Annotated in this window: 17 protein-coding genes and 1 tRNA gene; 16 read left to right on the forward strand and 2 right to left on the reverse strand. The window is 34.9% G+C overall.

Going from position 1 to position 16,263, the window contains the following annotated elements; all coding sequences use genetic code 11:
* The 3 genes from Q5O73_RS06550 to Q5O73_RS06560 all read left to right on the forward strand — a co-directional run.
* The coding region (locus Q5O73_RS06550; RefSeq protein WP_302669307.1) for an MATE family efflux transporter at positions 1 to 505 on the forward strand (505 nt) is incomplete at its 5' end.
* Between the two features lie 9 nt (positions 506 to 514).
* Positions 515 to 1,747 carry a GTPase HflX gene (gene hflX, locus Q5O73_RS06555; RefSeq protein WP_118590038.1) on the forward strand — a complete coding sequence of 411 codons (1,233 nt, stop codon included), beginning with the start codon at positions 515 to 517 and terminating at the stop codon, positions 1,745 to 1,747.
* 72 nt (positions 1,748 to 1,819) lie between these two features.
* Positions 1,820 to 2,734 (forward strand): ketopantoate reductase family protein, encoded by a 915-nt coding sequence (locus Q5O73_RS06560; protein ID WP_118590036.1) that lies wholly within the window; start codon positions 1,820 to 1,822, stop codon positions 2,732 to 2,734.
* Positions 2,735 to 2,834: 100 nt separating this feature from the next.
* Here Q5O73_RS06560 and Q5O73_RS06565 read toward each other — a convergent pair.
* Positions 2,835 to 2,907, reverse strand: a tRNA-Thr gene (locus Q5O73_RS06565).
* A gap of 192 nt (positions 2,908 to 3,099) precedes the next feature.
* Between Q5O73_RS06565 and ilvN the strand changes: the two genes are divergently transcribed.
* The 9 genes from ilvN to Q5O73_RS06610 all read left to right on the forward strand — a co-directional run bounded on the left by ilvN (position 3,100) and on the right by Q5O73_RS06610 (position 10,708).
* A complete protein-coding gene (ilvN, locus tag Q5O73_RS06570) occupies positions 3,100 to 3,582 on the forward strand; it encodes an acetolactate synthase small subunit (RefSeq protein ID WP_021953914.1) in 483 nt (160 codons plus the stop codon).
* Between the two features lie 66 nt (positions 3,583 to 3,648).
* Positions 3,649 to 4,689 carry a ketol-acid reductoisomerase gene (gene ilvC / locus Q5O73_RS06575; RefSeq protein WP_118590034.1) on the forward strand — a complete coding sequence of 347 codons (1,041 nt, stop codon included), beginning with the start codon at positions 3,649 to 3,651 and terminating at the stop codon, positions 4,687 to 4,689.
* Positions 4,690 to 5,691: 1,002 nt separating this feature from the next.
* A complete protein-coding gene (locus tag Q5O73_RS06580) occupies positions 5,692 to 6,129 on the forward strand; it encodes a hypothetical protein (RefSeq protein ID WP_302669308.1) in 438 nt (145 codons plus the stop codon).
* 736 nt (positions 6,130 to 6,865) lie between these two features.
* Positions 6,866 to 7,684, forward strand: coding sequence for a sigma-E processing peptidase SpoIIGA (locus tag Q5O73_RS06585; protein ID WP_302669309.1), 819 nt, complete (start codon positions 6,866 to 6,868; stop codon positions 7,682 to 7,684).
* 10 nt (positions 7,685 to 7,694) lie between these two features.
* A complete protein-coding gene (sigE, locus tag Q5O73_RS06590) occupies positions 7,695 to 8,432 on the forward strand; it encodes an RNA polymerase sporulation sigma factor SigE (protein ID WP_021953195.1) in 738 nt (245 codons plus the stop codon).
* Positions 8,433 to 8,507: 75 nt separating this feature from the next.
* Positions 8,508 to 9,284: an RNA polymerase sporulation sigma factor SigG gene (gene sigG / locus Q5O73_RS06595; RefSeq protein ID WP_302669310.1), complete on the forward strand. Its 777-nt coding sequence runs from the start codon at positions 8,508 to 8,510 to the stop codon at positions 9,282 to 9,284.
* A gap of 68 nt (positions 9,285 to 9,352) precedes the next feature.
* A complete protein-coding gene (locus Q5O73_RS06600; RefSeq protein ID WP_021953193.1) occupies positions 9,353 to 9,616 on the forward strand; it encodes a PRC-barrel domain-containing protein in 264 nt (87 codons plus the stop codon).
* A gap of 106 nt (positions 9,617 to 9,722) precedes the next feature.
* Positions 9,723 to 10,172, forward strand: coding sequence for a transcriptional regulator NrdR (gene nrdR / locus Q5O73_RS06605; protein WP_021953192.1), 450 nt, complete (start codon positions 9,723 to 9,725; stop codon positions 10,170 to 10,172).
* 35 nt (positions 10,173 to 10,207) lie between these two features.
* Positions 10,208 to 10,708: a YqeG family HAD IIIA-type phosphatase gene (locus tag Q5O73_RS06610; RefSeq protein ID WP_118588692.1), complete on the forward strand. Its 501-nt coding sequence runs from the start codon at positions 10,208 to 10,210 to the stop codon at positions 10,706 to 10,708.
* A 147-nt stretch (positions 10,709 to 10,855) separates the two neighbouring features.
* Here the strand turns inward: Q5O73_RS06610 and Q5O73_RS06615 are convergent, their stop codons facing one another.
* On the reverse strand, positions 10,856 to 11,728 hold the full coding sequence (locus Q5O73_RS06615) for a shikimate dehydrogenase (protein ID WP_302669311.1): 873 nt from the start codon (positions 11,726 to 11,728) through the stop codon (positions 10,856 to 10,858).
* Positions 11,729 to 11,857: 129 nt separating this feature from the next.
* Between Q5O73_RS06615 and aroD the strand changes: the two genes are divergently transcribed.
* From aroD to Q5O73_RS06635, 4 genes are all read left to right on the forward strand, one after another.
* A complete protein-coding gene (gene aroD / locus Q5O73_RS06620) occupies positions 11,858 to 13,132 on the forward strand; it encodes a type I 3-dehydroquinate dehydratase (protein WP_118588691.1) in 1,275 nt (424 codons plus the stop codon).
* Positions 13,133 to 13,203: 71 nt separating this feature from the next.
* The gene (efp, locus tag Q5O73_RS06625) at positions 13,204 to 13,761 is read left to right on the forward strand and encodes an elongation factor P (protein ID WP_021953188.1); all 558 of its coding nucleotides are present in this window, start codon (positions 13,204 to 13,206) and stop codon (positions 13,759 to 13,761) included.
* Positions 13,762 to 13,862: 101 nt separating this feature from the next.
* Positions 13,863 to 15,446, forward strand: coding sequence for a glycosyl hydrolase (locus Q5O73_RS06630; RefSeq protein ID WP_302669312.1), 1,584 nt, complete (start codon positions 13,863 to 13,865; stop codon positions 15,444 to 15,446).
* A gap of 26 nt (positions 15,447 to 15,472) precedes the next feature.
* Positions 15,473 to 16,263: NAD(P)-dependent oxidoreductase (locus Q5O73_RS06635; RefSeq protein ID WP_302669313.1), on the forward strand; the 791-nt coding region annotated here is incomplete at its 3' end.

Here is a 16,263-nt window from a genome sequence, read left to right on the forward strand (position 1 = left end):
TATCCAGCAGCCATTTATGTCTATGGGTGCAGCAGTATCTACATATACGGGACAAAATCTTGGAGCCGGAAAAATTGACAGGGTAAAAAAAGGATTTAACACGGCAACAACCATTACCACAATATTTGCAATTAGCATAATGCTTTTATTCTGGATATTTACACCGCAGATTGTTTCCATATTCGGAAAAGATCCTACGGTTATGAAAAAGGCTGTTGACGGACTTAGAATAACAAGCTGTTTTTACATATTTTTGGGAATGATATATACCACCAGAAATGTGTTAAATGGTGCCGGAGATGCAATATTTTCACTGTTTACCGGAATTGTGGAGTGTATAGGACGTGTAGGTTTTGCATATCCTCTTACCCTTATACCTTTCATGGGAAACTACGGAGTATTCTATGCTACGGGAATAACATGGCTTTTAAACGGACTGTTTAGCCTTATAAGGTATAAAAAAGGCAAATGGAAAAATATTAACATAGTAAAAAATGATATTTAAGGAGCGTTTATGTACGAAACCGCAGAAAATACGGAAAAAATAATTTTAGTTGCCGTGGCAACAGGAAATGAAGATGACGCAATGGAATCTTTAGATGAACTGGAGGAGCTGGTTAATACAGCAGGTGCAGTGGTTGTGGGAAGAGTTATCCAAAATTTAGACCACATTAATAACACTACCTATGTAGGTTCAGGAAAGGTTCAGGAAATAAAGGATTTAATATGGGAAACAGAGGCAGATGCCATAGTATGTGATGATGAATTATCTCCTGCACAATATAAGAATCTTGAAGATGAATTAGATGTTAAGGTAATGGACAGAACTCTTATAATTCTTGATATTTTTGCAGGAAGGGCAAAAAGTGCCGAGGGAAAAATACAGGTAGAGTTAGCACAGCTTAGATATCGTTCCACAAGACTTATTGGAATGAGAAATCTTTCAAGACAGGGTGGCGGAATAGGAACAAGAGGCCCGGGAGAAAAGAAATTAGAGGTAGACAGACGTCTTATCAGAAACAGAATATCCCAGCTAAAGGAACAGGTTAGAAATATGGAAAGCCACAGACAGGTTACAAGGGCTAAAAGACAGGACAATCCTGTTCCGGTGGTTGCCATAGTGGGATATACCAACGCCGGAAAGTCTACACTACTTAATACTTTAACAGCGGCAAATGTGCTAGAGGAAGACAAGCTTTTTGCAACTCTTGATCCTACAACGAGAAATTATAAGCTTCCTAACGGTCAGGAGGTTTTACTGACAGATACAGTCGGATTTATAAGAAAATTGCCTCATCACTTAATAGATGCTTTCAGAAGTACCTTAGAAGAGGCAAAGTATTCAGATATAATTATTCATGTGGTGGACTGTTCAAATCCTTCTATGGATAAAAATGTCCATGCAGTTTATGAAACACTAAAAAATCTTGAAGTAAAAGATAAAATAATCATTACGGTATTTAACAAAATAGATAAGGTAGAAGAAAAGCCGGTTTTAAGGGATTTTAATGCTGATTACACAGTTAGTGCTGCAATAAAGAAAAATATCGGATTAAATGAAATAAATGACGCAATAGAGGCAGCTTTGAAATCCATGCGTGTAATGGTGGAAAAGGTATATGATTATTCAGAAGCAGGAAAAATAGGAATAATCAGAAAATATGGTCAGGTACTTAGTGAGGAATATAAAGAAGATGGAATACATCTTAAGGCATATGTACCTTCGCAAATTATGGACAGAATATAGACATATCAGAAACGAAAGGCATAACAATGACTACAAAAGAAGCAATTAAAGAGAAGGACAGGAGGCATTGTAATGAAACATATAGAAAAAATATCTTTAATCGGATTAGGAGCCATGGGAGTATTTTTTGCACCAAGATTATATGAAACTTATGGTGAAAACTTTAGGGTTATTGCCAATGGTGAAAGAAAAGAAAGATTAGAAAATAAAGGTGTCACCGTAAATGGAATAAATTATAAGTTCCCAATAATTACTCCTGATGTAATGGGAGATGAGGCTGATTTAATAATAATTGGCGTTAAGGGATATTCCTTAGAGCAGGCTATCGAGGATATTAGAAATCAGGTAGGGAAAAATACCCTTATTTTGTCACTTTTAAATGGAGTTGACAGTGAGGAACGTCTGATAAAAGAATTTGGAAATGAGCATGTTTTATATTCATTTATGAGAATGTCAGTAGTTATGAAGGATGGCAAGGCTGATTTTGATCCATATTGGGGAAAAATTCACTTTGGTGAGAAAGAAAATCACGAGTATACAGACAGGGTTTTGGCGGTAAAAGAGGTTTTTGATAAGGCTGATATTCCCTACTCCATTGAGAAAGATATGTTAAAGGGAATCTGGTTTAAATATATGTGCAATATTGGAGAAAATATGACCTGTGCCCTTTTAGGTATACCTTTTGGCGCTTTTAGAACTGATGATAATGCAAACTGGATTAGAATAAATGCCATGAGAGAGGTGGCTGCAATTGCCGGGAAAAAAGGAATTGATTTAGGGGAAAAGGAAATAGAGGCACAAAACAAAACTGTAGTTACAATACCTGAAAAGAACAAACCATCAACCCTTCAGGATTTAGAAGCAGGGAAGAAAACGGAAATAGATATGTTTGCAGGTAATGTGGTAAAAATGGGTAAAGAGCTTAATGTGCCTACTCCGATAAATGAAATGTTTTATCATGGAATACGTGTATTGGAAAATAAATAAAAAAGGAATATCAATATGGTGTTTCTAATTCTATACAACACGAAATGCAACACAAATGATTCAAATATGATGAGAAACTTTAAAAAAGGCAAAAAAATAAAGCTGCCAACGGGATTTGAACCCGTGGCCTCCGCCTTACCAAGGCGACGCTCTACCTCCTGAGCCATGGCAGCCTGTCATACGACTTAAAAATAATAACATATTCTAATGAATTTTACAATAACATATTTTAGTAATGTCATAATTGCATAATTCGTTGAATGTATGAAATTTTATTAATAAAATATTTTCACTAAATATTGAAACGTAAAAATATATGTGTTATGATTATACGAGCATTAAATCTGAGAAAAGAGGATGTACATATGAATAAAAAGGTATTATCGGTTTTAGTAGATAACACATCAGGTGTTCTTAACAGAATTGCCGGTTTGTTTAGCAGAAGAGGATATAACATTGACAGTTTAACAGTTGGAGAGACTGAAAATCCTAAATATTCCAGAATGACTATTGTAGTAACAGGTGATGATGCTATATTAGAACAGATTGTTAAGCAGATTACAAAGTTAGAGGATGTCAGAAGAGTTGATGTTTTAGAACTTAATAATTCAGTTACAAGGGAACTTATTCTTGTAAAGATAAAGACTACTCCTGCACAGAGACAGCAGATTATATCCGTGACTGAAATTTTCAGGGCTAATATTGTTGATGTGGCAAAGGACAGTGTTATGATTGAGATTACAGGAAGCCAGTCAAAGCTTTCTGCATTTTTAAGTCTTCTTGAAGATTATGAGATTTTAGAATTAGTAAGAACAGGTATCACAGGTCTTGCAAGAGGAATTAAATAGTGTAGTTTATATATAGAGAATTAATATTTACATTACATTCTTTATAAAATAATAAATATTTTACAAATGGAGGCGACAATTATGTCAGAAGCAAAAATCTATTATCAGGAGGATTGCAATCTTTCATTATTAGATGGTAAGACAATTGCAATTATCGGCTATGGTAGCCAGGGACACGCACATGCTTTAAACTTAAAGGAATCAGGATGCAATGTCATTATTGGTTTATATGAAGGAAGTAAGTCATGGGCTAAGGCTGAGAAGCAGGGATTTGAAGTATTTACAGCAGCAGAAGCAGCTAAGAAGGCTGACATTATTATGATTCTTATTAATGATGAACTTCAGGCTGATATGTATAAGAAGGATATTGAGCCAAACCTTGAAGCTGGAAATATGCTTATGTTTGCTCATGGTTTCAACATTCATTACGGATGTATTAATCCTCCAAAGGATGTAGATGTAACTATGATCGCTCCTAAGGCACCGGGACATACAGTTCGTTCAGAATATCAGGCAGGCAAGGGTACTCCTTGTTTAGTAGCTGTTGAACAGGATGCTACAGGTAAGGCTTTAGATTTAGCACTTGCATATGCTTTAGGAATTGGCGGAGCAAGAGCAGGTGTTCTTGAAACAACATTCAGAACAGAAACAGAAACAGACTTATTCGGTGAGCAGGCAGTACTTTGTGGTGGTGTTTGTGCATTAATGCAGGCTGGTTTTGAAACATTATGTGAAGCAGGATATGATCCAAGAAATGCATACTTTGAATGTATTCATGAAATGAAGTTAATCGTTGACTTAATTTATCAGTCAGGATTTGCAGGAATGAGATATTCAATTTCAAACACAGCTGAATATGGTGATTATATAACAGGACCTAAGATTGTAACAGAAGATACAAAGAAGGCTATGAAGCAGATTCTTTCAGATATTCAGGACGGTTCATTTGCTAAGGAATTCTTACTTGATATGTCACCTGCAGGACGTCAGGTACACTTCAAGATGATGAGAAAGAAAGCATCAGAACATCCATCAGAAAAAGTCGGAGAACAGATCAGAAAGCTTTACAGCTGGAACAACGAAAACGACAAATTAATCAACAACTAATCCGTTAGCAATTTTTAAGCGAAGGATTATAAACCCAAAAGAACACACAGCCTTGTGCTTGCACAAGAGGCTGTGTGTTCTTTTGGGTTTATAGGCGTGCATTTAAGGAATGCACGCCGCTTATTGATTTTCGTGTCAAAATATTTAATTAAAGAAAAACATAAACACGAAAATCAATAAGAAATCCGTCGCTAAAAGCATCAGAGCTTGCACAAGAGGCTGTGTGTTCTTTTGGTTTTATAGGCGTGCGTTTAAGGAATGCACGCCGCTTATTGATTTTCGTATCAAAAATATTTAATTAATGGAAAACATAAATACGAAAATCAATAAGAAATCCGTCGCTAAAAAAATCAGAGCTTGCACAAGAGGCTGTGTGTTTTTTTGAATTTATAGGCGTGCATTTAAGGAATGCACGCCGCTTATTGATTTTCGTATCAAAAATATTTAATTAATGGAAAACATAAATACGAAAATCAATAAGAAATCCGTCGCAAAAAAATCAGAGCTTGCACATGAGGCTGTGTGTTTTTTTTGGTTTATAGGCGTGCATTTAAGGAAATGGATTAGCGAACGCAGGATACAAAAAGTATACATATAACGGGTACGATATTCTACAAATGGGCATGTCATATAACAATAAAAATCATTGCAAATGTTACAATATTAATTTTTAGGGGAGGTTAATATGAGGAGTGTTAGTTGTATTTTAACAATTATGTATGATAGAACAATTATGATGCCGTTTAAACTTCTTTTGTTTTTTTTGGGGGGTTTTTGTTGGTTAAGTCATGTAAAATGTCTCCTAAAACAGTCCAAAAAGTGTGCTCGTTTTATAATGGTGTGATATTTGGTTCGCTGGCAGGGTTCATTTTAATTGAAAACATATTTGTAATGATAGCAGGGGCATTAATACTAAGCGTAGGTTTTGTGACAGTGGATAGGTATTTTAAGAATGACGGTATGTTTTCGATAGCATTTATATGTATTTTTAACTGTATATATATGATGGTAATAGGAATTTTATATTATGTTTCTGACATACTGTATTCACGAGTGGAGACTGCAGAAGAAATGAGTTGGGTTTGTGAATATTTTGATCCAGTTTCACAAGAGGAAAATGTGTTTTGTGTTGCAATAATAATAGCAGTTGTACTAGCTGTTATTATTGCAAAAAAAGTCAAAAAAACCAGTGTACTGCAATTTATGATTATTTTATTTGGAGTACATTTAATTATAGGTGCATTTTTGGGTACTTCCTATGTAGTTCATCCGGATCCGGAGGTTAATCATTGGATAACCGTGTATTTATCTATATTGAGTTTGGAGTACGACAAGGAAACATGGATATTATTTTTTATTATAATAGTTACGATATTAATTATTTATGTTGTGGGGATGTTGAGAAAAAAGTATCGGGAATGGAAAAGTAAATCAAAGTAAATTAAATACATTTGGCATATATTTTTTCTTCTGTGCAAAACGACAAAAAAACGTTTCATAAAATTGTTTAAAACTATTCTGTATTGTCGAAATCGACAAAAATTGAATAAAATGCACAAAAATACTTTACAAAGTCAAAAAAATATAGTAAATTGTAACTACAAACAAGAAAACTAAATACAGAAAATCTTCTAAAAATATTGTCATATAAATTTAGAGAGTGCTTCGTAGAAGTTAAAGGTTGTATCGGAAACAGCTGATAACAAAAGGTAAGATGCTACGGATGGGAAGCCTGGAACATTAAAATAAATATTTTAAAGAAGGCATATAAGTAATTAGGATGTAGGAAGGTCTTACGGATAAAGAATACGAAGAAGTGAATAGAATGATAGTAGAAGTGGGAGAATGACAAGGAAGTCATTTGAAGAGAAACGGATTTATCCCCAGTTTGGAGGGAGAGGTAGTTTATTAAGTAGTTTTATTTGATAATATTTTAGAGGAAAAGGTATTTGAATCGGGGCATCCGGTACATTAACGAGTGTAATGTATCGGGTGTCCTTTTTTGTGCTTAATACATATTAACTTGCACAGGTGACTATGTGTTTTATTTATAGGCATGTATTTAAGAAAAAAGCTTAACTAATGGAATATATATATGATTAAATTTTCAACCGGTGCACACTTCGACAGACTTTTAAAAAACATATGGGTATAATTAACTTAAAAGGGGACAAAGATGACACAAACTATATACTTAGATGTTTATTTTGGATTTAATTTCCTAATGGATTTCTTAGTTTTGCTTATATTAGGAATAATAATTAAAACAAAGAAACATATTGCAAGAACCGTTATTTCTGCCATAATCGGAGGAATATATGCAACAATTGTATTAATGTTAAAGTTGGAAGGGGGGATAACATACTTTTTAACATATATGATTATGGCAGAAGTTCTTATTGTAGTTGCATTTGGTGGGGACAATTTAAAGGCTAATTTAAGAAATATTGCAATTTTATATTCCATAACATTTCTACTTAACGGACTTCTTAACCTTCTGTATTTTAATTTGGAAAATAAAAATATAGTGCAGGGAGCTCAAAATACATATTATGGAAAAACAAATATTTTTATTATATTGCTTGTGGGAATAATGGTATGCGTTATTGTGAAGTATGGAAGGGAAAAAATTTTGAACTATATAAAAAGAGTAGGGAATATTTATACGGCTTACCTGTTTATTAATGACACTAAAATCTCGGCGATAGCATTGCGGGACACGGGAAACAGCCTTATAGAACCTGTCACAAAAAAGCCGGTATCAATTATTGAGGAGGATAAACTGGCAGAAGCCGATATGGAGAATATGAAATATATTTTTGTACCCTATAATACTGTTGGAAAATCCCACGGACTGATGAAAGCTTTTGTGGTAGATAAACTTGTAGTCAATGACATTACCACGGAAAAGGCAATAATAGGAATATATAAAGGAAAATTAAGCCAAAATAATAAGTATGAAATGATTTTGAACCCGGATATATTAAATAAATAAGGAGAATACAATGCTTTTAGAAACAATAAAAACCTTTGTAAATATTAATAAACTGCCATTTTTTAGTGGAATAATAATAAAAAAAGAGGGGGATTTACATTACATAGGAGGGAATGAAGTGCTGCCACCGCCTCTTAGTGCCAAAGAGGAATATCAGTGTATAAAAAGCTTAATTGAAGAGGAAAACATGGAGGCACGTTCTAAGCTTATTGAACATAATTTGAGGTTAGTTGTATATATTGCAAAGAAATTTGATAATACAGGTGTGGGAGTGGAGGATTTAATATCCATAGGAACCATCGGACTGATAAAGGGAATTAACACCTTTAATCCAACTAAGAACATAAAGCTGGCTACATATGCGTCAAGATGTATTGAAAATGAAATATTAATGTATTTAAGAAAAAACAATAAAACTAAGCTGGAGGTTTCTATAGATGAACCGCTGAATGTGGATTGGGACGGAAATGAATTATTACTTTCCGATATATTAGGAACCGATGAAGATGTTATTTCAAGAGGAATTGAAAATGAGGTGGAGAAAAGGCTTTTATATAAGGCTATAGAAAAACTAAATACCAGAGAGAAGGTAATTGTGGAAATGCGTTACGGATTAAACAACGTTGATGGGGAGGAAATGACGCAAAAGGAGGTGGCAGACAGCCTTGGAATATCCCAGTCATATATTTCAAGATTAGAAAAGAAAATAATTAAAAGGTTAAAAAGGGAAATAGTAAAATTTGAATAAATATAATAATTAAGAATAGGGAGCCATAAATTGGGCAAATTATATCTATGAAAGATATTTTGCAGGGGGATTTTTATGGCTCTTTTTAAAGTTGAAATATGTGGTGTAAACACATCTAAGTTGCCGCTTTTAAGTGAAAAAAGAAAAAAAGAACTGTTTCAGGAAATAAAAAAAGGCAACATGGAGGCAAGGGAAGAATTTATTCAGGGAAATCTGCGACTGGTACTTAGTATTTTGCAGCGATTTTCCAACAGCAGTGAAAATGTGGACGATTTGTTCCAAATCGGATGTATCGGACTGATTAAGGCTGTGGATAATTTTGACGATACCTTAAATGTTAAATTTTCCACATATGCAGTGCCAATGATTTCAGGGGAGCTTAAAAGATTTTTAAGGGATAATGCATCCATAAGGGTAAGCCGTTCCATAAAGGACATTGCTTATAAGGCAATATATTGCAAGGAAAGCATAATAAAGGAAACTAATACTGAGCCTACCATTGAGGAAATTGCAAAGCACATTGGAGCAACACCGGAGGAAATTTTGTATGCCCTTGATGCCATTCAAAGTCCTGTTTCTTTGTACGACCCGGTTTATGACCAGGGGGGAGACACCCTTTATGTAATGGATCAGATTAGTGACAAAAAGAATAAAGAAGAAAAATGGGTGGAAAACATTGTACTAAATGAGGCTTTAAACGGTTTGTCAGGCAGGGAGAGAAAAATAATAGATATGCGTTTTTTTAACGGAAAAACTCAGATGGAAATTGCAGATGAAATCGGCATTTCCCAGGCACAGGTAAGCAGATTGGAAAAAAACGCATTAAAAAGTATGAAAAATTACATGAAATAAGAGAATGTCCCGCTACAAATTGATAGACAAAACAGGGATACTGCATAAGATAATAAAAAAGGCTTTAAATGAGAATAGAGGATTTAAAAAGGAAAGAGGTTATAAACTGTTGCAATTGCAAAATATTAGGATGTGCAGATGATATAGCATTTGATATTTGCACAGGATGTATTGAGGCAATTATTGTGCCGGGACCAAGTAAATGGTGTGGATTAGTATGTAGTGATTACGAGTATGTAATCCCTTTTAAGTGTATTACCCAGGTGGGACCTGATATTATATTGGTAAAGGTAGATGAGGCGGAGGTTAAACATAAAATAAAGATGTTTTAGAGGTAATAAATACTCATAATCAGTGAAAAGCCTGGATTCTAAACCCTTGACCTTACAGGGAATATTATCTATAATTATGTGGTAAAAAAGAACCGGAGGAACAACTATGAAGTGTCCATATTGTGGAGAAGAAAATACAAAGGTTATTGATTCAAGACCGGCAGAAGAGAATAATGCCATTAGAAGAAGACGTCAGTGTGAAGTATGTAAGAAGAGATTTACCACGTACGAAAAGGTAGAATCCATTCCACTTATTGTTATAAAAAAAGATAATATACGTGAACCCTATGACAGAAGCAAAATTGAGGCAGGAATTTTAAGGTCATGCCATAAAAGACCGGTTTCCTATGAACAGATTGTTTCAGCAGTGGAAGATGTTGAAAATGCCGTATTTAACATGGAACAGAAGGAAGTTTCCAGTGCGGTTATCGGAGAACTGGTAATGGACAGATTAAAGAAATTAGACCAGGTGGCATATGTGCGTTTTGCATCGGTATATCGTGAATTTAAGGATGTAAACACATTTATGGAGGAACTGGCAAAATTACTTAAATAATTAAGTTTTAACATTTTAACCCTAAGGAGATTTAAATGCTAAATAAATTATACCCGGATACATACCTTGATTCCGTTGATGACATTGATTTTGAAATGTACTACAAAAAAGGTATTCGTGGAATAGTATCGGACATAGACAATACACTGGTGCCTCACGGAGCACCGGCAGATGAACATATAATTAAGGTTTTTGAAAAAATACATGGAATGGGAATAGATACATGTCTTATTTCAAATAATAAGAAACTAAGAGTTGAACCTTTTGCAAAGGCAGTTAATTCAAAATTCATATATGATGCTCATAAGCCTTCAAGGGAAAGCTATAAAAAGGCAATGGAGCTTATGAATACTGATAAAGAATCCACATTGTTTATTGGCGACCAGATTTTTACGGATATCTGGGGGGCAAACAGAACAGGTATAGAAACTGTAATGTTAAAGCAAATTGACAAAAAAGAGGAAATACAGATTATTTTAAAAAGAATACCGGAAAAATTAATTCTCTGGTTATGGAAAAGAAAAGTGCGTAAGTAATGAACCTACGCACTTTTTTTGTAGCAAAAGCCCGGCAAGCAATATCGTGCTCGCACGAAATATTATTTGCCGGGCGTAAGAACATCGAAAAGCTATGCTTTGAGATGTCCGCTAGCTAAAATCGGGTAGGAGTCAGCCTACTCGATGTTATGAAAAATATTTCTTTTTAATCTCTTCCACAGGCATATCTTTTCCCGTAAATAACTTAAAAGCTTCAGCTCCCTGATATAACAGCATATATATGCCGTTAAAGGTAGGACATCCATGTTCTTTGGCAATTTTTAAAAGCTTAGTTTCCATTGGATTATATATTACATCTGAAACAATAAGGTTTTCATTAAAAATTGAAAAATCCTTCACTATACAATTATCAGTATTTGGTGCCATGCCAACAGATGTGGCATTGGTTAAAATCTTACTGTTTGAGATAGCTTCGTTTAATATATCGTCATTGCCTAACTCAATAAGCTTTGCATCACAATCTGTGTTGGAATTAACCATATCAACCATTTTTTCTGCTTTTTCCCAGAACCTGTCCTTAATACTGAAAAGGTTGATTTTTTTAACACCATCTAATGCTGCCTGAACAAAGATGGAAGATGCTGCACCACCGGCACCAAGAAGAGTCATGGTTTCGCCCTTAATATCAAAACCTGCATCCTTTACTGACTGCATGTAACCGATGCCGTCAGTGTTATGACCTATGTATCTGCCATTTTCATTTACAACGGTGTTTACGGCACCAATCATTTTAGCAGCAGGAGATAAATCATCTAATAACTCACAGATTGCGGTTTTGTCAGGCATTGTACAGTTAAAGCCTGCAACATTTAATTTTTTTAATCCTTCAAAAGCTGTTTTTAAGCTGTCTTCCTTAACATCAAAACAAAGATATACATAGTCAAGTCTTAAAAGTCTGAATGCTTCGTTATGCATTAAAGGGGATTTGCTATGTGCCACGGGACTTCCCAAAAGTCCGGTGAGTCTTGTATGTCCTGTAATTTCATTGATACATCCCATATGAAAATACCACCTTTCAAATAAAATCCTTATTAAGTATAAAGTGTCAGGAAAAAAATGTAAACCTTTGCATTGACTAAATTTAAAGGCTAAACTATACTCTATTTATTGTCAGCGTGGAGGTTACAAATGAAGGAAAAGAATTTCGGGAAAATAACTTTGTCAAATAATCAGGCAAGAGTTTGTGTTCCGGTTATGGGAAAAACTACGGAAGAAGTATTACAGCAGTTAAAAAGTGTCGTAGAAATGGAACCGGATATAATAGAGTGGCGGGGAGATTTTTTTGAAACCGATAACAATGAAGGATACCTGAATGTCCTAAAACAAATGAAAGACGTTAATGAAAATATTCCTGTTATATTTACAATAAGAACAGATTCAGAAGGTGGAAATAAAAAGATAGGTTGGAATGAATATTGTGATTTGTGCTTATTTATTGCAGAAAAAGGCAAAGAATTTAATGTAGAATTTGTGGACGTGGAAGTATTTAAGGATGATAAGGCTAATGAATTGATTAATAGCCTTCATGAAAAGGGAATGAATGTTATAGGTTCTAATCATCATTTTGACAAAACTCCGGACAAGGAAGAAATGGTGAAAATATTAAGCACCATAGAAAAATCAGGGGCAGATGTTTGTAAATTAGCAGTTATGCCAAGGGATAAAAAAGACGTCGAAGTGTTAATTGAAGCATCAAAGGAGACAGATGAAAAAATAAAGGCACCAATTATTACAATGTCCATGGGTGAATTAGGAGCCGTAACAAGGGTTATACCTAAAATCACAAAAACTTCAGTTACCTTTGCAGCAGGAGTAAGTGCTTCAGCACCGGGACAGCCTGGTATTAAGGTTGTGAGAAAGCTCTTACAGGAAAACAAACATTGCCCTTTGCAGGGAAACATAGCCATAATAGGATTTATGGGAACAGGAAAGACCACGGTTTCTTCTGCATTATCAAAAATAACGGGACTTAAGGAAATTGACGTGGATGCGTATATAGTAGAAAAGGCAAAAATGTCCATAAGTGAAATTTTTGAAAAATACGGTGAGGAATATTTCAGAAACTTAGAAACAGAAAGCCTTAGGGAAATTGCAAATAACAAAAATCAGATAATTTCCTGTGGCGGCGGTGCCGTGTTAAAAGATGAAAATGTGGACATACTAAAAAACAGCGGAACTATTGTACTTCTTACAGCTACACCGGAAACAATATTTGACAGGGTAAAGGATCATACCCACAGACCGATACTTAACAATGACATGAGTCTTAGCCATGTAAAAAGTCTTATGGAGAAGAGAGAACCAAGGTATCAGTCAGTAGCGGATATAAAGGTTAATGTGGATAGTAACGACAGAATTTTAACCTGCTACGACATGCTTTGTAAGCTGGAAGAAAAAGGTTGAAATATATTAGGATATATCATATAATAGGAATAACGTGAGCAATCACAGACGAACTTTTAGGAGGAAATATTATGGTAACAGCAGGCGATTTCAAGAACGGTATTACAATTGAATACGATGGAAAGATTTGTCAGATTATCGAATTTCAGCATGTAAAACCGGGAAAAGGCGCAGCGTTCGTTAGAACAAAGTTAAAAGATATTAAGAGTGGCGGTGTTGTAGAAACAACATTCAGACCAACTGAAAAATTTGAAAATGCTCATATCGACAGAAAGGATATGCAGTACTTATACAATGATGGTGATTTATATTACTTCATGGATGGAGAAACATATGACCAGATTGCCATCGGTTCAGAAAAAGTTGGAGATTCTTTGAAATTTGTAAAGGAAAATGAAACAGTAAAGATTTGTTCATGCAAAGGCGATGTATTTGCCATCGAACCACCTATTACAGTTGAATTACAGATTACAGAGACAGAACCTGGCTTCAAGGGAAATACAGCTACTAATGCTACAAAGCCGGCAGTAGTTGAAACAGGAGCTACAGTATATGTTCCTTTATTTGTTGAACAGGGCGAAACAATTGTTATTGATACACGAACAGGTGAATACTCAAAGAGAGTATAAAAAGATACCTTAAATAAAAAAACGAGACCAATGAGTGCTTGCATTCATGGTCTCGTTTTTTTATAATGACTTTAGATAATTTTTTGAAGGAGGACACGAAAGTGAAAAGAATTATTAGTATTTTATTAACGATGGCAATGATGGTGTCGTTAATATCTGTCAGTTCAACTAATTTGACAAAGGCAGATGAAAAAAGTGATTGGCAGAAGAATGCCATAACAGCTCCGGTACAGGGAAAACTTGTGGGAGCAGGTTACATTGATATAAAATTCGATGGAACATTAGAAAATGCGTCAGGTTATCAGGTTTATTTTGATGGGAAAAATGAATGTGATTTAGTTGACGGAACTAAGGCTGTGATGACATTTGATGCCAAAGGGCTTTCTAAGGAAGCAAAGTGTGAAGTATACACTACACAGGTATCTGCCCATACGGCATATGTTGTAGCTACAATGGACGATGGAACAGAGGTTAAAAGTGATGAAGTAACTTTTTACGTTTCCAAAAAAGGTGTTGCCCTTGGTGCTGATATGAGTTCAACAGTTAAATTAAGTGATATGAACTGCGCATGGTATTATAACTGGGCACCAACACAGTTTAATTCCGTAGTTGATAATTTTAGCGAAATTCCTGTTGCACCTATGATATGGGGTAAGGATGTAATGGAGCAGATTCCTGACATTACATCAAAGGATAAATATATACTTGGATTTAATGAGCCGGATCATCCTGAACAGTCTAATCTTACGGTGGATGAAGCTGTAGAACTGTGGAAAGACATTACAGCTACAGGTCGTAGAACGGTAGCTCCGGCTGTAGCATCAAGTACAGAGTGGTTAGATGCATTTGTTAAAAAGGTAGATGAGGACGAGAATTTAAGATGCGATGCAATACCTATGCATTTTTACACAGCCTTTCCTGAAAAAGGACAGGCTCAGGTATTACTTAACAAAATTGATGAATTGTATAAAAGATATAACAGGCCAATCTGGCTGACTGAGGTTTCAGTATGGGGACAGCATCCGGTACTTACTAACAATAGTTATCAGAATCCAACGGCAAGAAAAAATGTGGAGAATTTCATGAAGGAAATTGTGGAAGGATTAGAAGAACGTCCATATGTTGAACGTTATTCATGGTTCCCTTATAATATTAACAGTGCCAATGAAATAGACGGAGCAGCATACAGTGGAGCTTCAGCATTATTTGATTATGAAACAGGTGCAATTACCCAGTTAGGAGAGTTGTACGCAAGTTTGGGAAATCCTGAGGGCTATCAGTTATCAGTTATAACTAATAAGTATGTGGAAAAAGAGGAAACTACTACGCAGGAACCTACTACAAAGAAAAATGTAACAACACAGCCTGCTACGACGTCAGCGCCGAAAAAAAAGGTAAAACCTGCAAAGGTTTCAGTAAAAAAAGCAACTAACGTTAAGAAACTTTCTGTAAAGTTAATATGGAAAAGTGCTAAGAATGCAAAGAAATATCAGGTACAGTATTCTTTAGATAAGAAGTTTAGAACAGCAAAGAAGTATAAGACTAAGACAGTTACAACTAAAAAAGTTACTTATACAGTGAAGAAACTTACTAAAAAGAAAAAATACTACTTCAGAATAAGAGGAGTTAACGGAAAAACATACGGAAGCTGGTCTAAGGCTAAGAAAGTAAGTATAAAAAAATAAAAAAGACTATTTACGGAGGCTGAATTTTGAACATAGTAATATTAGATGCAGAAACATTATCTTTAAATAATGATATAGATTTTTCAGCATTTGACCAATATGGAAATGTTAAAATATATGGAAGCACAGGGGAAAATCAGATAGTTGAACGGATAAGTGAGGCAGATGTTGTATTATGTAATAAGACACCATTATTTGAAAAGACGCTGTGTAAAGCAACTAAACTTAAGTATATTGGGTTATTTGCAACGGGATATAATAACGTGGATTTAGAGTACACCCGTAAAAAGGGAATAACGGTATGTAACGCAGGAAGCTATTCCACAGAGGCGGTGGCACAACATGTTTTTGCATTCATTCTTCATTTTTACAACAAGATTTCAAGGTATAATCATTTTGTACAAGAAGGCGGATGGATAAAAACCGACAAATTTTCCCCGTTTATGGAAATGAAGGAATTAAGTGGAAAAACTATAGGCATAATAGGATATGGCTCTATTGGAAAGAAGGTGGCTCAAATTGCAAATGCCTTTGGCATGAATGTGCTTGCCTACAGTCGAAGTGCACTAAAAAATGAGGGCACAATACTAAAAAATGAGTCATTTGCAGAATATGCACAGGTTGATACAATTCTTAAGAAGTCAGACATTGTTACAATGCACTGCCCATTAAACAGGGATTCGGAAAAAATGTGCAACAAAGAATTCTTTTGTAAAATGAAGCGTGATAGTTTGTTCATTAACACATCCCGTGGAGGTGTGGTGGATGAGGATGATCTCCTCGGTGCCCAGGAGGTGCTGGCTGATCGCCAGGGAGC

The organism is Eubacterium sp. AF15-50 (genome assembly GCF_934835595.1).
Lineage (GTDB): Bacteria > Bacillota > Clostridia > Lachnospirales > Lachnospiraceae > Eubacterium_G > Eubacterium_G segne.

Excerpts from the sequence above, each read along its gene's own strand:
- hflX (WP_118590038.1), top strand. The coding sequence starts at position 515 with ATGTACGAAACCGCAGAAAATACGGAAAAAATAATTTTAGTTGCCGTG.
- Q5O73_RS06560 (WP_118590036.1), top strand. The coding sequence starts at position 1,820 with ATGAAACATATAGAAAAAATATCTTTAATCGGATTAGGAGCCATGGGA.
- ilvN (WP_021953914.1), top strand. The coding sequence starts at position 3,100 with ATGAATAAAAAGGTATTATCGGTTTTAGTAGATAACACATCAGGTGTT.
- ilvC (WP_118590034.1), top strand. The coding sequence starts at position 3,649 with ATGGAGGCGACAATTATGTCAGAAGCAAAAATCTATTATCAGGAGGAT.
- Q5O73_RS06580 (WP_302669308.1), top strand. The coding sequence starts at position 5,692 with ATGATGGTAATAGGAATTTTATATTATGTTTCTGACATACTGTATTCA.
- Q5O73_RS06585 (WP_302669309.1), top strand. The coding sequence starts at position 6,866 with ATGACACAAACTATATACTTAGATGTTTATTTTGGATTTAATTTCCTA.
- sigE (WP_021953195.1), top strand. The coding sequence starts at position 7,695 with ATGCTTTTAGAAACAATAAAAACCTTTGTAAATATTAATAAACTGCCA.
- sigG (WP_302669310.1), top strand. The coding sequence starts at position 8,508 with ATGGCTCTTTTTAAAGTTGAAATATGTGGTGTAAACACATCTAAGTTG.
- Q5O73_RS06600 (WP_021953193.1), top strand. The coding sequence starts at position 9,353 with ATGAGAATAGAGGATTTAAAAAGGAAAGAGGTTATAAACTGTTGCAAT.
- nrdR (WP_021953192.1), top strand. The coding sequence starts at position 9,723 with ATGAAGTGTCCATATTGTGGAGAAGAAAATACAAAGGTTATTGATTCA.
- Q5O73_RS06610 (WP_118588692.1), top strand. The coding sequence starts at position 10,208 with ATGCTAAATAAATTATACCCGGATACATACCTTGATTCCGTTGATGAC.
- Q5O73_RS06615 (WP_302669311.1), bottom strand. The coding sequence starts at position 11,728 with ATGGGATGTATCAATGAAATTACAGGACATACAAGACTCACCGGACTT.
- aroD (WP_118588691.1), top strand. The coding sequence starts at position 11,858 with ATGAAGGAAAAGAATTTCGGGAAAATAACTTTGTCAAATAATCAGGCA.
- efp (WP_021953188.1), top strand. The coding sequence starts at position 13,204 with ATGGTAACAGCAGGCGATTTCAAGAACGGTATTACAATTGAATACGAT.